Below are 14,781 nucleotides of genomic sequence, written 5' to 3'. Positions count from 1 at the left end.
GTTAAAACAGAATCGGCTCATCTACAATCCTCAAAAACGGGATAAGATGAGCCGAAAGCTTTATATTGAGTTTAAAAGAGCAGGGGCGTTTACTCTTCCAAATTTTTGAAGTATTTTTTGGCGGTTTCTCTTCGGTGCGGACAGCCTGGCCAGCAACAAGGGCGTTTTTTGCCGTTTAAAACATCTTCGCTTAAACGCTGGATGTGTTCTTGCCGGGTTTTTTCTTGTTTTACAATGGTAGTCCAGCAAATCCATTCGTTTCTGGCAAGTGGCGTAAGCTTGTTCCATTTCTCAAGCAAAGCTTTATTGGCAAGCAGAGCAACTTTCATATCGTCTGGTACTTGGTGTACCACGCCTTCTTCTATTGTTTTTTGTTCCATTTATGATGCGTTAAGTTCTTTGGCAACCAGCTTTCTGTCTGCGGGCCTTAGGTACCATGATAAAACAGTAACTGTTAAAAGGATTAAAGAGGGGATAGCCTCTGTAAAAGCTTGTCCAACCACTAAATGCGAAATAAATGCGCCCGACATCGCAAAGAAAAATCCGGCGTAAGCCCATTCTTTAAGCAAGCGAAAGCTAGGTAAAAGGATAGCAACAACGCCTAAAAGTTTCCAAGCACCAATAATGCTGAGTAAATACAGCGGATAGCCTAAATCGCTTACGATTTTGTTATAACCGCCTATTTGGAACAATTGCTGTATGCCACCGGCCAACATCCCCACGGCGAGGAAGGCAGTGACTGCCCAATAAGCTATTTTTGTTTTGTTTTTCATCTTATTTTATTTTAGTTGGTTTCCAATTTCCTGTAAACGCTGATGAGCTGAGTTTAAGCCATAAGCAAAAGGCATCTTCAGTTGCGCAGCGCGGTGTTCCATTGACTTAAAGTTTATTTGGATGCTCAGCTTGCTTTTTTCTTTGCCCAGTTCTTCAAAATCCAAGTATTCGAGCTGCACGCCAACATCCGAGTTATGCATTTCAAAAGTCCGTACAATTTTTTTGTTCTCAACAACATCGTGTATAGTTCCGTGCGCGCTAAATACCACATTGCCATTATGTTCTGTCTCAAATTGGAAGCTTCCGTGCTTTTTGTTCTCCAGCTTTATAACGTTCGTTCCCATCCATTGTGCTAACAGTTGGGCTTGTGCGTGTGCCTTAAAAAGTAGGGCAACTGGCAGATCAAATTCCCGGGTGATAAAGATGCAGGGTTGCCCTTCGGGTGCATGTACATTTGTTTTTTGCATATTATTTGTTTTTAGGTTGTTTCATCAAAGCTTCTAATTTGTTAAAGCGGTTGTCCCACATTTGGCGGAAGGGTTCCAAAAAATCAGCTACTTCTTTCATCTTTTCTGCACTGGTTTGGTAGTAAATTTCTCTACCTTTTTGGTCCTGGGCAAGCAAGCCACATTCGTTTAATATTTGCAGGTGCTTAGAAATTGTGGGGCGCGCGCTGTCAAAATTTGAAGCAATTGCACCGGCTGTCATCGCTTGGGTGGCTAATAATAGCAGTATTGCCCTGCGTGTTGGGTCTGCCAAAGCTTGGAAAACATCTCTTCGTACAATCATTATGAAGTCATTTGACTACAAATATAAGCGTAGTTATTTAGCTACACAAATTTGATTCATTTTTTTTTTAATCTGATGGTAACCCTAAGAAATAGGGTAGGATATATTACTCAAAAGAGAGAGAAATTGAGCTAGAATTTATCTAATTATCTAAAGACTAATTAATTAACTCCTAACTAACTAAAACCTAACCAACTAGCCAACTAAAACCTAACCAACTAACAACCACCTTACCTTCCCACCATCACTCCAGGTTTATCTAACACCGGTATTTTAATCAGGTTTGATTCGATGATGCTTTCGGGTAAGAAGATGAATTTTTTATCGAAAATGTCTTTGCCAATGTAATAGCTGAGCCAGTACTCGTTGTTTAAGCCGAAAACTTGCTCATCAATGGCTTCAATTTTAGCGTAAGATTTTGCTTCCACTTTATCGATCATGTGGCGCAAGGTAGATGTTTTTACTTCTTCGCCATCTTTTAAACCGTAACCCTTCGAGGTAATGAGTACGGTATTAATGGCTTCATTTTTTAGGTTAATAAGGTACACATTCCAGTTTTTCTCGTCAGGAGATTCGCTATCTAAAACAACAGCAACTGCTATATCCTCAACTACAAAACTTGGAATGTCTTTTTTCATGCGAACCTAAAATTTGAAATGCCCGTTTTCGGGCATTTCAAAATTAACGATTATTTCTTTTTGGCAGCGCTGACTTTCTTTTTTGCCGGTGCTTTTTTTGCTTTCGTTTCAAAAGCATCAGGTACTTGCTCTGTTATTAGCTTTTTAACATCGTCCAAAGAAACCTCGCGTAGCTCTTCTGCCGTATATTTTTCATTGGTAGCTGGGTTTTTCCCCAATTTTAACATCTGTTTGCCAAAGCGGATAAAAGGCCCCCAGCGACCATTTTCAATCGCTATTTTTTCTTTTTCCCATTGCTGGATATAACGGTTCGCCTCTTTTTCAATTTTTGCACTAATCAGTTCGTCGATATCCTTTGCAGACAGGTTTTCGAAATTATAGCGAACCGGCACGTTCACAAACAAATCGCGCCATTTTAAAAACGGACCAAACCTGCCTTTTCCTTTAGTTACGGGCTCGCCACGGAAAGTAGCAACAGGAGCGTCGGCTTTGATTTTTTCGTCAATGATTTCGCGCGCACGTTGGTTGTTTATCTCCAGCGCGTTCTCATTTTTAGGTACGGATATGTAAGTATCTCCCCATTTTACATACGGACCAAACCTTCCAATGCCCACAGAAACTTCTTTGCCCTCGTAATCCTCTAGATTAAAAGGTAATTTAAACAAATCTAAAGCTTCTTCTAAACTAACCGATTCGATAGACTGGGTTTTAAGCAAGCTGGCATAAACGGGTTTTTCTTCATCATCGGCCTCGCCAATCTGCACCATCGGGCCAAAACGCCCAACCCGTGTGTAAACGTTTTTTCCGGTTTTCGGATCCACACCTAATAAACGTTCGCCACTGGCGCGCTCGGCGTTTTGAAGCGTATCTTCTACTTCTAGGTGGAAAGGCTGGTAAAAGTTTTTAAGCATCGCAGTCCAGTCTTTGTAACCTTGCGCAATCTCATCAAACTCTTTTTCTACATTGGCCGTAAAATGGAAATCCACGATGCCTTTAAAGTGCTCTACCAAAAAGTCGTTTACCACCGCGCCAATGTCCGTCGGAAATAATTTTCCTTTTTCGGCGCCTGTAATTTCTGTTTTGCTTTCCTTGCTTATTTTACCGTCTTTAAGCCTCAACAGCTGATACTTTCGAGATTTACCTTCACGGTCTTCTTTAACCACATAGCCGCGGTTTTGCACGGTAGAGATGGTAGGGGCGTAGGTTGACGGTCTGCCGATGCCCAGTTCTTCTAATTTTTTTACTAAAGAGGCTTCGCTGTAACGCGCTGGAGGTCTGCTAAAACGCTCTGTTGCTGTAATTTCTTTTGCCGTTACCGCTTGCCCTTTTATTAGCGGAGGTAAAATGGCATTGTCAGATTTTTCGTCTAGGTGTGCGTCCGTATCTTCATCTTCACTTTCTAAATAAACTTTTAAAAAGCCATCGAACTTAATCACCTCACCGCTGGCCGTTAATTCTTCTTTTCTGGTGCTGATGCCGATTTTCGCAGTTGTTTTCTCAATTACTGCTTCGCTCATTTGCGATGCGATGGCGCGTTTCCAAATCAATTCGTACAAACGCTTTTCCGATGCGTCGCCATCGCTTAAACTGTGCCATCCAAAATTGGTAGGCCTAATGGCTTCGTGTGCTTCCTGTGCGCCTGCGGTTTTGGTTTTAAAGCGGCGTACTTGCAGATATTTTTCGCCATATGCCGAGCTGATTTCGCGAGAAGCACCTTCAATAGCCGTTTCAGACAGGTTTACCGAGTCGGTACGCATGTAAGTGATTTTACCGGTTTCGTAAAGCTTTTGCGCTACACTCATGGTACGCGAAACCGAAAATCCTAATTTCCTACTGGCTTCTTGCTGTAAGGTTGAGGTGGTAAAAGGTGCTGCCGGATTTCTTTTTAAGGGCTTGGTATCTAAAGATGAAACCTGAAAACTAGCGCCACTACAATCTTGTAAAAACTGCTGCGCCTCTTGCTCGGTATCGAATTTCTGCGCCAGCTCGGCCTTAAAAAGTTCTTTTTTATCGGTGAAAAAAATAGCTACCACGCGGTAAGCAGCGGTGCTTTCAAAAGCGTTAATCTCTCTTTCGCGGTCCACAATCAGCCTTACGGCAACAGATTGCACCCTGCCCGCAGAAAGCGAAGGTTTTACTTTTTTCCATAAAACGGGCGAAAGCTCAAAACCTACCAAACGGTCCAAAACACGGCGTGCCTGTTGCGCATTTACCAAATCCTGGTTTATTTTACGCGGATTTTCAATGGCTTTTAAAATTGCCGGTTTGGTAATTTCATGAAAAACAATCCTTTTGGTGTTCTCTTCTTTTAGGCCTAAAGATTCATATAAATGCCAAGAAATAGCTTCTCCTTCGCGGTCCTCATCCGATGCTAACCAAACCATTTCGGCAGATTTCGCAAGCTTTTTTAGCTCGGCTACCACTTGTTTTTTATCCGGAGATATTTCGTAATGCTGTTTAAATCCGTTATTTACCTCAATGGCGCTGTCGTCTTTCTTTAAATCGCGTATATGTCCGTAACTCGACTTTACTAAAAAGTCTTTTCCCAGGTATCCTTCTATCGTTTTGGCTTTCGCCGGAGATTCTACAATAAGTAAGTTTTTCGCCATTTCGGTTCGATTTTAACGCAAATAAAGGATAATAAATTTAGTAATGCCAAATTTTATCGCAATACGCCGTTTGTGATGTTAATTTTTAGGGGATGATTTATGCGCTTCTACTATCGCGATAAAAAGCGATAAATGCGCTTTAAAACAAAAAAGCTTCTTGCTGTTTTTTTACAAGAAGCTAAATGTCTTTTTAGTGGTGCATCATTCTGATGAAAGAGGCCAGTTTCGCTTTCATCTCGCGCCTGTCTACAATGAAATCCAAAAATCCGTGCTCTAACACAAACTCTGAGGTTTGGAAACCCTTAGGTAAGTCCTTTTTAATGGTTTCTTTAATTACCCGCGGACCTGCAAAACCTATCAAAGCACCCGGCTCGGCAATATTTATATCGCCCAACATGGCATAAGAGGCAGTAACGCCGCCCGTGGTAGGGTCGGTTAATAAAGAAATATAAGGGATTTTAGCCTGACCCAATAAAGCCAGTTTTGCCGATGTTTTTGCCATTTGCATCAAAGAAAAAGCAGCCTCCATCATCCGCGCACCGCCAGATTTCGAAATCATTAAAAACGGAATGCGGTGCTTAATGCAATAATCAATGCTGCGCGCAATTTTTTCGCCAACTACAGAACCCATAGAGCCGCCAATAAAGCTAAAATCCATACAGGCTATCACCAAATCCTGCCCTTCAATTTGCCCGTGCGCGGCACGCAAAGCGTCTTTTAAACCGGTTTTTTTGTATGATTCTGCCAAACGTTCCGGGTAGCTTTTAGAATCTGTGAAGTGTAAAGGGTCGCCAGAAGTTAAGTTTCCAAAAAGCTCTACAAAGCTGTTATTGTCAAACAAAACCTCAAAATATTCTTTAGAGCCAACTCTTAAATGGTAGTTACAGTATTGGCAAACGTATTTGTTTTCAACTTGTTCCGAGTAGTGAAGGGGTTTCTTGCAGTTCGGGCATTTGTTCCACACACCGTCCGGGGCTTCTTTTTTCTCTTCTGTGGAGGTGGAAATGCCTTTTGTGTTTCTTTTAAACCAAGCCATATTTTATAATAGTGTGGTTACAAAGAAACAAAAAAATGATGAATTGTTTAAAATTTGCAATGTCCTTAACAATGCAGGCTTATTGTTCACAAATTTATAAAGCATTGATATTTTTTATAACTTCGACGCTAAGAAACAATTACAAACATGAGTTTAAAAGATTTTAAAGGAGTTATTACCGGAGATCAGGTTCAAGAACTTTTTGAGGTGGCAAAAAAACACCAGTTTGCTTTGCCTGCGGTTAACATTATTGGCACCAACTCGCTAAATGCGGTGTTAGAAACGGCTAAGGCGGTTAACTCGCCGGTGATGGTGCAGTTATCTAATGGCGGTGCGCAGTTTTTTGCCGGAAAATCATTACCTAATGATAAGCTGCAGGCCTGTGTTTTGGGCGCTATCTCTGCCGCACAGCACGTACATTTATTGGCAGAACATTATGGCGTTGCCGTAGTTTTACACACAGACCATTGCGCAAAAAAATTATTGCCTTGGTTAGATGGGATGTTGGACGCCAGCGAAAAGTATTTTGCACAACATGGCAAACCGCTTTTCTCTTCGCATATGATTGATTTATCTGAAGAACCGATTGAAGAAAACATCGAAATCTGTAAAAAATACCTAGCGCGTATGAGCAAAATGGGTATGACCTTAGAGATTGAGCTTGGCGTTACCGGTGGCGAAGAAGATGGCGTTGATAATACTGACGTAGATTCATCCAAACTTTACACCCAGCCAGAAGAAGTGTCTTATGCTTATGAAGAGCTAAGCAAAATTAGCGATAAATTTACCATCGCGGCAGCGTTTGGAAACGTACACGGCGTTTATAAACCGGGCAACGTAAAGCTGCAACCGGTTATTTTGCATAACTCGCAAGTGTATGTTAAAGATAAGTTTAAGCTAGATGCCGAGAAACCAATCAACTTTGTGTTCCACGGAGGTTCTGGTTCTTCGCAAGAAGAAATTAGAGAAGCTATCTCTTACGGCGCTATCAAAATGAATATTGATACCGATATGCAATGGGCGTTTTGGGAAGGCGTTTTAAATTACTACAAATCAAAAGAGGGTTATTTGCAATCGCAAATTGGTAGCCCGGATGGTGAAGATTCTCCAAATAAAAAATATTACGATCCGCGTGTGTGGTTGCGTAAAGGCGAAGAGCAGTTTGTAAGCCGTTTAAAAGAAGCATTTGCTGATTTAAACTGCGTGGACGTGAATGGGAAGCTTTAAAAATTAAAAAGTGAGAATTAAAAATTCAAAAAGGGTTGCGCAAGCGACCCTTTTTTATGCCATCATCTTATGCTAGTGTTCAATGGTGTCGGGCTTTAGCCCGATGATTTTTAGAAGATTCCTTTTATTGGCTTTAGCCGAACTATAACGTTTTTTTTATTATGACGTCTAAAGCCTCACATCTCACACTTCTCCTTACTCCTTACCCTAAGCTAGTTTCCTATACTTAATCCTTTTCGGAGCAACATCGCCTAAGCGTTTTTTACGATTTTCTTCGTATTCCGAGTAATTTCCTTCAAAAAAGTAAACTTGCGAGTCGCCTTCAAACGCTAAAATATGCGTACAAATACGGTCTAAGAACCACCTGTCGTGAGATATAATTACCGCGCAACCGCCAAAATCTTCCAAAGCTTCTTCCAAAGCGCGTAAGGTATTTACGTCGATATCGTTGGTAGGCTCATCCAGCAAAAGCACATTGCTGCCTTCTTTTAAAGTAATGGCCAAATGCACACGGTTACGCTCACCGCCCGAAAGTACGCCTACTTTTTTCTGCTGATCGGCACCGTTAAAATTGAAACGCGAAACATAGGCGCGCGAGTTGGTCACGCGGTTGCCCAATGGGATGTTTTCTAAACCGCCGGTAATGTTTTCCCAAACAGATTTTTCCGGGTCTAAATCATCATGGCTTTGGTCCACATAACCTAGTTTTACGGTCTCACCAACTTTAAACGTACCGCTATCAGGTTGGTCTTGCCCAGTAATCAAACGGAAAAGTGTGGTTTTACCTGCACCGTTAGGGCCAATAATCCCAACAATACCGGCAGGCGGAAGGGCGAAGTTCAGGTTGTCAAACAAAACTTTATCGCCAAAAGCTTTACTTACGTTGGTGGCTTCAATCACCACATTTCCTAAGCGCGGCCCCGGCGGAATAAATAGCTCCAACCTTTCTTCACGTTCTTTGGTTTCTTCAGAAGCTAATTTTTCATAATTAGATAAACGCGCTTTTGATTTAGCGTGGCGTGCTTTTGGTGCCATGCGGCTCCATTCCAACTCGCGCTCCAAAGTTTTCTGGCGTTTGCTCTCTGTTTTTTCTTCCTGCGCTAATCGTTTCGATTTTTGGTCCAGCCAGCTCGAGTAGTTCCCTTTCCAAGGTAAACCCTCGCCACGGTCCAGCTCCAAAATCCAACCGGCAACGTTATCTAAGAAATAACGGTCGTGCGTTACGGCAATCACCGTACCCGGATATTGTTGTAAATGTTGCTCTAGCCAATCAATAGATTCTGCATCTAAGTGGTTGGTAGGCTCATCCAGCAATAAAACATCTGGCTGTTGAATTAATAAACGACAAAGTGCCACACGCCGGCGCTCCCCGCCTGACAAAGTGGCTATTTTAGTTTCCGGCTCTGGGCAGCGCAAAGCATCCATCGCGCGCTCTAGCTTGGTATCTAAGCTCCAGCCGTCAACCGCATCAATTTTATCCTGCAGCTCGCCCTGGCGGTTCATCAGCTTCTCCATCGCGTCAGCATCTTCATAAACCTCGGGCAAACCGAATTTTTCGTTAATTTCTTCGTATTCTTTAATAATGTCGGTAATCTCTTTTGCGCCTTCTTCTACCACTTCTTTCACTGTTTTTGACGGATCCAGCTCGGGCTCCTGAGCCAAATAGCCCACACTGTAGCCCGGCGAAAACACCACCTCACCTTGGTACGATTTATCTAAACCGGCAATAATTTTTAATAAAGATGATTTTCCGGAGCCGTTTAAACCGATTACGCCAATTTTAGCTCCGTAAAAAAAGGATAGGTAAATATTCTTTAAAACCTGTTTCTGAGGCGGGTAAATCTTGCTTACGCCAGCCATCGAAAATATAATTTTCTCGTCTGCCATTTTTTCTTTTTAATAATTGCGAATATCGTTTTTTTGGTCAAATTTGGGTAATTAATATCAAATAGAAAGCCCGCAGAGAGTTTTCCACGTAAATGGTGTTATTGTTGATAAATACAAAATAAAGCAACCGTCCGCTTTATAAAACAATTTTATACATTGGGACGTTCAACACATAAAGAGAAAGGTTTTATTATGGAAGCTAAATTTTCACCAAGAGTCAAAGACGTAATTTCATACAGCCGTGAAGAGGCTTTGAGGTTAGGTCATGACTATATCGGGACGGAACACTTGCTGTTAGGCTTAATTAGGGAAGGAGACGGGATGGCAATAAAGATATTAAAGTCTTTAGGTGTTGATACCGCAAAACTGCGCCGTGCAATTGAAGATGCTGTAAAAGGAAACTCGGGCACAACCGTTAATTTGGGCAATATCCCTTTGACCAAACAGGCAGAAAAAGTTTTGAAAATCACCTATTTAGAAGCTAAAATTTTTAAAAGCGACATTATCGGTACAGAGCATTTATTGCTTTCTGTATTGCGTGAGGAGGATAATATTGCGTCGCAGATATTGGCCCAGTTTAACCTCAATTACGAAAATTTTAAGGCCGAGGTAGAAAACAACAAAGAAGGTTTTAGAGATACTCCAAGCAATGCGGCAGCAGAGGGCGACGAGTACCGCGATGAAGACGCCTTTACTGCGCCTAAAAAAGTATCAGACATTAAATCTAAAACCCCTGTTTTGGATAATTTCGGCCGCGATTTAACCAAAATGGCGGAAGATGGCAAACTGGATCCGATTGTGGGCCGTGAAAAAGAGATTGAGCGCGTATCACAAATTTTATCCAGAAGAAAAAAGAACAATCCAATTTTGATTGGCGAGCCAGGCGTAGGTAAATCTGCCATTGCGGAAGGCTTGGCGCTGCGTATTGTGCAACGCAAAGTTTCGAGGGTGCTGTTTAATAAACGTGTGGTAACCTTAGATTTGGCTTCTTTAGTTGCCGGAACTAAATACCGCGGGCAGTTTGAAGAGCGGATGAAAGCCGTGATGAACGAGCTGGAAAAATCGCCTGATGTGATTTTGTTTATCGATGAAATTCACACCATTGTGGGTGCAGGTGGCGCATCTGGTTCATTGGATGCTTCTAATATGTTTAAGCCAGCTTTGGCGCGTGGCGAAATCCAGTGCATTGGCGCAACCACTTTGGATGAGTACCGCCAGTTTATCGAAAAAGATGGTGCTTTGGATAGGCGTTTCCAAAAAGTGATGGTAGAACCGGCTACACCGGCAGAAACCACAGAAATTTTAAACCGTATTAAAGACAAGTACGAAGAACACCATGGCGTTACCTATACCGAAGAAGCTATTGATGCCTGCGTGAGTTTAACTTCGCGCTACATTACCGATCGCTTTTTGCCGGATAAAGCCATCGACGCTTTAGATGAAGCAGGTTCCCGCGTTCATTTAACCAATATCCATGTTCCGCAAAATATTATAGATATTGAGCAGAAAATAGAACAGGTTAAAGTTGAAAAAAATACGGTTGTCCGTAGCCAGAAGTACGAAGAAGCCGCCAAATTAAGAGATACCGAGAAAAACCTGTTAGCCGAGCTGGAAAGCGCCAAACAGGCTTGGGAAGCAGAAACCAAAACCAAACGCTACACCGTTACAGAAGATAACGTGGCCGAGGTGGTTTCTATGATGACCGGCGTGCCTTTGCAACGCGTGGGCCAAACAGACAGCGCTAAACTGCTGAACATGTTTGACAAGATTAATGAGAAAATCATTGGTCAGGATGATGCCATTAAAAAGCTTACTAAAGCCATTCAACGTACCAGAGCAGGTTTAAAAGATCCTAAAAAGCCAATCGGTTCGTTTATATTTTTAGGCCCAACCGGCGTAGGTAAAACCGAATTAGCCAAAGAGCTTGCCCGTTTTATGTTTGATTCTGACGATGCTTTGATCCAGATAGACATGAGCGAGTACATGGAGAAATTCGCTGTATCGCGCTTGGTGGGTGCGCCTCCGGGATATGTGGGTTACGAGGAAGGTGGACAGTTGACCGAAAAAGTACGCAGAAAACCTTACGCAGTGATTTTATTGGATGAGATTGAAAAAGCGCATCCAGACGTATTTAACATTTTATTGCAGGTGCTGGATGAAGGCCAGTTGACGGATTCTTTAGGCCGCAAGGTTGACTTTAGGAACACCATTGTAATTATGACGTCGAACATTGGCGCACGCCAGTTGAAAGATTTTGGCCAAGGTGTAGGTTTTGCTACGGCAGCCAAAACTTCGCAGGCCGATAGCCACAGCCGGGCGGTAATTGAAGGCGCTTTGAAAAAAGCCTTTGCGCCCGAGTTTTTGAACCGTGTGGATGATGTGATTGTTTTCAACTCTTTGCAAAAAGAAGAGATTTTCAGAATTATCGATATCGAGCTGAAAGCGCTGTTTGGACGCGTACATACTTTAGGTTACGATATTAAGCTGACGGATGAAGCTAAAGAGCATATCGCCGAAAAAGGTTTTGATGCTAACTTTGGCGCGCGACCGTTGAAACGCGCCATCCAAAAATTCTTGGAAGATCCGATTGCCGAAGAGATTTTAAAAGGCGAATTGGCCGAAGGCGACACCATGGAAATCGGTTTCGATAAAGAGAACGACAAAATTACCATTGCAGCAAAAAGCCCTAAGAAGAAAAAGAAAAAAGAAGAAGAGAAAGAAGGGGAATAAGGGATTTGATGCTGTATAAAAAAGCTGCTTCAGTTAAAACTGGAGCAGCTTTTTTTTGTTTTGTGGGTGCGTAAACCGCGAACGCTTTCGTTAACACCCTTATAATTTTTATATTTTTGAGGCCTTCCTTGGCTTCGTTTTTGGTATAATCATTCACACAAAATCTTCATATTTATATGAGAAAGCTAGTCCCATTAATCATATTATTTGCACTAACAGCTTGCGGAAGTAAAAAAGCCTCACTTTCGGCTTTAGAAAGCACCAACCAACAATTTGATGGTGCAGTGGCGGGCAGAGATCATTATTCGGCAATTTACCAGCTAGATACCGACGACCGGGAAACGGTTTTAAAAGCTTTCCGGAATATCAAAAACGCCATGGAAGATTCGCGCCTAAAAGGAAAATTAAAAGTGGAGTTAATTGCTTTTTCTGCCGGCACTAAGGTGATGCTAAAAGGAAGCATTTACGAAGCACAACTGCGCGACTTATTGCAAAAAGGAGTAATTATTGCGCAGTGCAACAATTCTTTGATAGAGCAGGGGCTAGGCAGAAGCCAACTTTATCCATTTATAGCTTTGGTACCCAGTGGCAACGGTGAGTTGATTATCCGTAATGCCGAAGGTTGGGCTATTATTAAACCTTAGGTTTGTGACAGCCCATTGATCTGGAGATTTACGAAGTTTTCAAAACTTCGTAAATCTATACTGCCTAAACTTTAGAAGTTTCTAAAAATCGCAAATGTTCACTGCACTTCCTCAAGGTAAACTCCGAAACAACTTTGTGAACTTCGAGCCTTTGTGGCTAAAAACCTTAACCCACTCAATCGTAGAGAGAAAGTGGTTAAATTCGCGTCAGCCTGCCGAGGTAATTATCGTCCAAATTTTGGTAAACCACTTGCAAATCCCAGCCACATTCTTTGGCAACGCGCCTCATAGTCCATTCATCTATATATAACCAAGAGAACCATTCGCCTTTTTGGCCTCTATATTCGTACTGGTAATCGGTTTCTCCGTAATAAGGCTCAGCTGTGCGGTCCAAATCTTCGTACAGGTATGCTACATCAGAAGAATCGAACAAAATTTGTCCGTCAACATTTAGTAAATCATCAGCTTTAGCTAAAAACAACTTTAAATCGTCTATATAGCCACAAAAGCCGATGCCGTTCATCATCAGCAAAAGCGTATCAAAGCGTTCGCCTGTAAAATCCATCACATCTAAACAGCGCACATCTTTTACGCCTCGGCTTTCCATCACTTCGCAGGCACCGGCAGACACATCAACAGCCGTCACCTCGAAACCACGGTTTTGTAAAACCAGAGCATGGTTCCCGCTCCCGGCCCCCACATCCAACACTTTGCCTTTGCATAAATCTAAAGCAATGGTTTCCGCTTCGGGCATGGCCTGCTCATCCCTAAAAAACATGTGCATAGGGTAGTCTTCGGCCTCGCCGTAATGATTATGCAACCACACCTGCAAATCGGACCCACCCCTGTAAAGGTCTTTTAAAATATTCCCGTAAAGATCTTTTTGGAACATCAGAAGATTAGCTTTTTTTCGATAGTTTCAGCAGTTTGTAAATAGTCAATGGTAAATAGTCAACAGTCAATGGTCCATTGAACAATTATACCCAATACTCACTACTCACTACTCACTACCCAATACTCACCACTCACTACTATTTAATCTCCTCCTTTACCGATCCGCAGCTCATCATTTTGTCGCCATAGTAAGGGTTGCGGACTTTCTTTTCGCTGGCCAGCCAAAAACCGCCTTTGTTGCTATTCGCCATTGGGCAGTATTGTTTGTAAACTACGCCTTTTGCTAGTTTGTTCGCTTTAAAAACATCCACCAATTCTAAAGAAAGCTCGTTGAATTTTGCACGTTTGGCGTCTACATTTTTAGCGTTTGCTACCGCGTTTAAGTTTTTAAGGTTCAAACCGGCTTCTTTTGCCGCAACAACTAAAGCCTTAGAAGCGCTTGTACCTAAAGCATTATCATTTGCTACCAAGGCATTTTTCAAGGCAATGTAGCTTTGATAAACCGCGTTAATTTTAGCATCGGCAAACTCTGGGTTGTTTTCTGCCTGTACTATTGTAGTTTCAGTAATATTTTGTTGCGTGTTTGCATTAGTGCAGGCGTACGCACTGTAAACAAATCCGCTAAGGCTTAGGGCAATTAATAAGTTTTTCATTTTTTAATAAGTTTTATGTGGTGCCGATTTGATAACACTGCATCAATCAATAAAGTTAATGTATAGCAACAGCCCGTTTAGGTGGCGTGCAATTACAAAAATAGACGGATTTTATTGGAAAAAGAAGTTGCAATAACTGCTAATGTAGTTTTTGAGTAAAGATTGCAGGCCTTGCTTTAATAAAGGGAATAAAGATAAACCGCCTTCTTCAGTGGCTTCATCCTCTTTATCGTCGAAATTTAAGATGTTTTTGGGTTTTTTAGCCTGCTCTTTTTCTTTTGCTTTCGCCGGTTTTTGATCATCGCTTGGCTTTTTGATGTCCAGCGTTTTAATGCTTGAGTTCTCTTTCTTTTCGTTCGCAGATTTTGCACTGCTATAAGCAGCTTTTGCTTCTTTTGTAGCAGGGGCGGGGGCGTTGCCTGCTAATGTAAAGCTGGCAGAACCCAACAAAAACACCAATGATAAAATAAAGCTCATCGATTTCATTTACTCAAAATTAAAGATTTTTTGGCTTTTTAAGCTTTTTCATAAAAATGTTACATTTTCAAATTAAACCTTACTGGGTTTGCGCAAACAGCGGCATTTATTTACTTTGTAGCAATGGCAACAGCGCTAAATAACAAAGATCAACAACAGCTAATAAAACTGGTGAATGCTTTAAGGGAAGGCAATGGCAACATGGGTGCTTATGTAGAGCATTTTTATGATGAGCAAGAAGCCATCGTCATTAAGTTGAGCAACGGTATTTTAAAACTTAGTGAGGCGGATCTTGTCAAATTTTCACAAAGCGCTAAGCCGGATAAAGTCCTTTTGAAACAACTGGCGCGGAGCTTTTCTACCTCTATTCAACTTTAGTATTCATCTACCAGCAATTTGCAAGACTTTTGCGGAAGGCTATTT

Annotated in this window: 15 protein-coding genes; 4 read left to right on the top strand and 11 right to left on the bottom strand. The window is 41.8% G+C overall.

Annotated elements, in window-relative coordinates; genetic code table 11:
- Positions 1-89 precede the first annotated feature (89 nt).
- The 7 genes from BCY91_RS13615 to accD all read right to left on the bottom strand — a co-directional run bounded on the left by BCY91_RS13615 (position 90) and on the right by accD (position 5,846).
- On the bottom strand, positions 90-380 hold the full coding sequence (locus BCY91_RS13615; RefSeq protein ID WP_120182601.1) for a YdeI/OmpD-associated family protein: 291 nt from the start codon (positions 378-380) through the stop codon (positions 90-92).
- On the bottom strand, positions 381-773 hold the full coding sequence (locus BCY91_RS13610) for a DoxX family protein (RefSeq protein ID WP_120182600.1): 393 nt from the start codon (positions 771-773) through the stop codon (positions 381-383).
- Positions 774-779: 6 nt separating this feature from the next.
- Complete coding sequence (locus BCY91_RS13605; protein WP_120182599.1) at positions 780-1,241, bottom strand: SRPBCC domain-containing protein; 462 nt, start codon at positions 1,239-1,241, stop codon at positions 780-782.
- Between the two features lies 1 nt (position 1,242).
- The gene (locus BCY91_RS13600; protein ID WP_120182598.1) at positions 1,243-1,563 is read right to left on the bottom strand and encodes an ArsR/SmtB family transcription factor; all 321 of its coding nucleotides are present in this window, start codon (positions 1,561-1,563) and stop codon (positions 1,243-1,245) included.
- Between the two features lie 230 nt (positions 1,564-1,793).
- Positions 1,794-2,201: a hypothetical protein gene (locus BCY91_RS13595; protein WP_120182597.1), complete on the bottom strand. Its 408-nt coding sequence runs from the start codon at positions 2,199-2,201 to the stop codon at positions 1,794-1,796.
- Positions 2,202-2,251: 50 nt separating this feature from the next.
- A complete protein-coding gene (gene topA / locus BCY91_RS13590) occupies positions 2,252-4,810 on the bottom strand; it encodes a type I DNA topoisomerase (protein WP_120182596.1) in 2,559 nt (852 codons plus the stop codon).
- A 190-nt stretch (positions 4,811-5,000) separates the two neighbouring features.
- On the bottom strand, positions 5,001-5,846 hold the full coding sequence (gene accD / locus BCY91_RS13585; protein ID WP_120182595.1) for an acetyl-CoA carboxylase, carboxyltransferase subunit beta: 846 nt from the start codon (positions 5,844-5,846) through the stop codon (positions 5,001-5,003).
- 147 nt (positions 5,847-5,993) lie between these two features.
- Between accD and fbaA the strand changes: the two genes are divergently transcribed.
- Positions 5,994-7,073 (top strand): class II fructose-bisphosphate aldolase, encoded by a 1,080-nt coding sequence (fbaA, locus tag BCY91_RS13580; RefSeq protein WP_120182594.1) that lies wholly within the window; start codon positions 5,994-5,996, stop codon positions 7,071-7,073.
- 207 nt (positions 7,074-7,280) lie between these two features.
- Here the strand turns inward: fbaA and ettA are convergent, their stop codons facing one another.
- The gene (gene ettA, locus BCY91_RS13575; protein WP_120182593.1) at positions 7,281-8,960 is read right to left on the bottom strand and encodes an energy-dependent translational throttle protein EttA; all 1,680 of its coding nucleotides are present in this window, start codon (positions 8,958-8,960) and stop codon (positions 7,281-7,283) included.
- 192 nt (positions 8,961-9,152) lie between these two features.
- Here ettA and BCY91_RS13570 point away from each other — a divergent pair, with 192 nt between their 5' ends.
- Entirely contained in the window at positions 9,153-11,690 is a 2,538-nt protein-coding gene (locus tag BCY91_RS13570; protein WP_120182800.1) for an ATP-dependent Clp protease ATP-binding subunit, read from the top strand.
- A 176-nt stretch (positions 11,691-11,866) separates the two neighbouring features.
- Positions 11,867-12,334: a DsrE family protein gene (locus tag BCY91_RS13565; RefSeq protein WP_120182592.1), complete on the top strand. Its 468-nt coding sequence runs from the start codon at positions 11,867-11,869 to the stop codon at positions 12,332-12,334.
- A gap of 196 nt (positions 12,335-12,530) precedes the next feature.
- On the opposite strand, the gene BCY91_RS13560 is transcribed toward BCY91_RS13565, so the two are convergent.
- The 3 genes from BCY91_RS13560 to BCY91_RS13550 form a co-directional block, all read right to left on the bottom strand.
- Entirely contained in the window at positions 12,531-13,226 is a 696-nt protein-coding gene (locus tag BCY91_RS13560) for a class I SAM-dependent methyltransferase (RefSeq protein ID WP_120182591.1), read from the bottom strand.
- A gap of 139 nt (positions 13,227-13,365) precedes the next feature.
- A complete protein-coding gene (locus BCY91_RS13555; protein WP_120182590.1) occupies positions 13,366-13,881 on the bottom strand; it encodes a DUF3347 domain-containing protein in 516 nt (171 codons plus the stop codon).
- 111 nt (positions 13,882-13,992) lie between these two features.
- Positions 13,993-14,367 carry a hypothetical protein gene (locus tag BCY91_RS13550; RefSeq protein WP_120182589.1) on the bottom strand — a complete coding sequence of 125 codons (375 nt, stop codon included), beginning with the start codon at positions 14,365-14,367 and terminating at the stop codon, positions 13,993-13,995.
- Between the two features lie 114 nt (positions 14,368-14,481).
- On the opposite strand from BCY91_RS13550, the gene BCY91_RS13545 reads away from it, so the two are divergent.
- Entirely contained in the window at positions 14,482-14,736 is a 255-nt protein-coding gene (locus BCY91_RS13545) for a hypothetical protein (protein WP_120182588.1), read from the top strand.
- Positions 14,737-14,781: the final 45 nt, after the last annotated feature.

This window comes from Pelobium manganitolerans (genome assembly GCF_003609575.1).
Classification (GTDB): Bacteria; Bacteroidota; Bacteroidia; order Sphingobacteriales; family Sphingobacteriaceae; genus Pseudopedobacter; species Pseudopedobacter manganitolerans.
This window is presented reverse-complemented; position numbering and strand designations above follow the sequence as displayed.

Excerpts from the sequence above, each read along its gene's own strand:
- BCY91_RS13615 (WP_120182601.1), bottom strand. The coding sequence starts at position 380 with ATGGAACAAAAAACAATAGAAGAAGGCGTGGTACACCAAGTACCAGAC.
- BCY91_RS13565 (WP_120182592.1), top strand. The coding sequence starts at position 11,867 with ATGAGAAAGCTAGTCCCATTAATCATATTATTTGCACTAACAGCTTGC.
- ettA (WP_120182593.1), bottom strand. The coding sequence starts at position 8,960 with ATGGCAGACGAGAAAATTATATTTTCGATGGCTGGCGTAAGCAAGATT.
- BCY91_RS13610 (WP_120182600.1), bottom strand. The coding sequence starts at position 773 with ATGAAAAACAAAACAAAAATAGCTTATTGGGCAGTCACTGCCTTCCTC.
- accD (WP_120182595.1), bottom strand. The coding sequence starts at position 5,846 with ATGGCTTGGTTTAAAAGAAACACAAAAGGCATTTCCACCTCCACAGAA.
- BCY91_RS13595 (WP_120182597.1), bottom strand. The coding sequence starts at position 2,201 with ATGAAAAAAGACATTCCAAGTTTTGTAGTTGAGGATATAGCAGTTGCT.
- BCY91_RS13560 (WP_120182591.1), bottom strand. The coding sequence starts at position 13,226 with ATGTTCCAAAAAGATCTTTACGGGAATATTTTAAAAGACCTTTACAGG.
- BCY91_RS13555 (WP_120182590.1), bottom strand. The coding sequence starts at position 13,881 with ATGAAAAACTTATTAATTGCCCTAAGCCTTAGCGGATTTGTTTACAGT.
- BCY91_RS13605 (WP_120182599.1), bottom strand. The coding sequence starts at position 1,241 with ATGCAAAAAACAAATGTACATGCACCCGAAGGGCAACCCTGCATCTTT.
- BCY91_RS13545 (WP_120182588.1), top strand. The coding sequence starts at position 14,482 with ATGGCAACAGCGCTAAATAACAAAGATCAACAACAGCTAATAAAACTG.
- BCY91_RS13600 (WP_120182598.1), bottom strand. The coding sequence starts at position 1,563 with ATGATTGTACGAAGAGATGTTTTCCAAGCTTTGGCAGACCCAACACGC.
- fbaA (WP_120182594.1), top strand. The coding sequence starts at position 5,994 with ATGAGTTTAAAAGATTTTAAAGGAGTTATTACCGGAGATCAGGTTCAA.
- topA (WP_120182596.1), bottom strand. The coding sequence starts at position 4,810 with ATGGCGAAAAACTTACTTATTGTAGAATCTCCGGCGAAAGCCAAAACG.
- BCY91_RS13550 (WP_120182589.1), bottom strand. The coding sequence starts at position 14,367 with ATGAAATCGATGAGCTTTATTTTATCATTGGTGTTTTTGTTGGGTTCT.
- BCY91_RS13570 (WP_120182800.1), top strand. The coding sequence starts at position 9,153 with ATGGAAGCTAAATTTTCACCAAGAGTCAAAGACGTAATTTCATACAGC.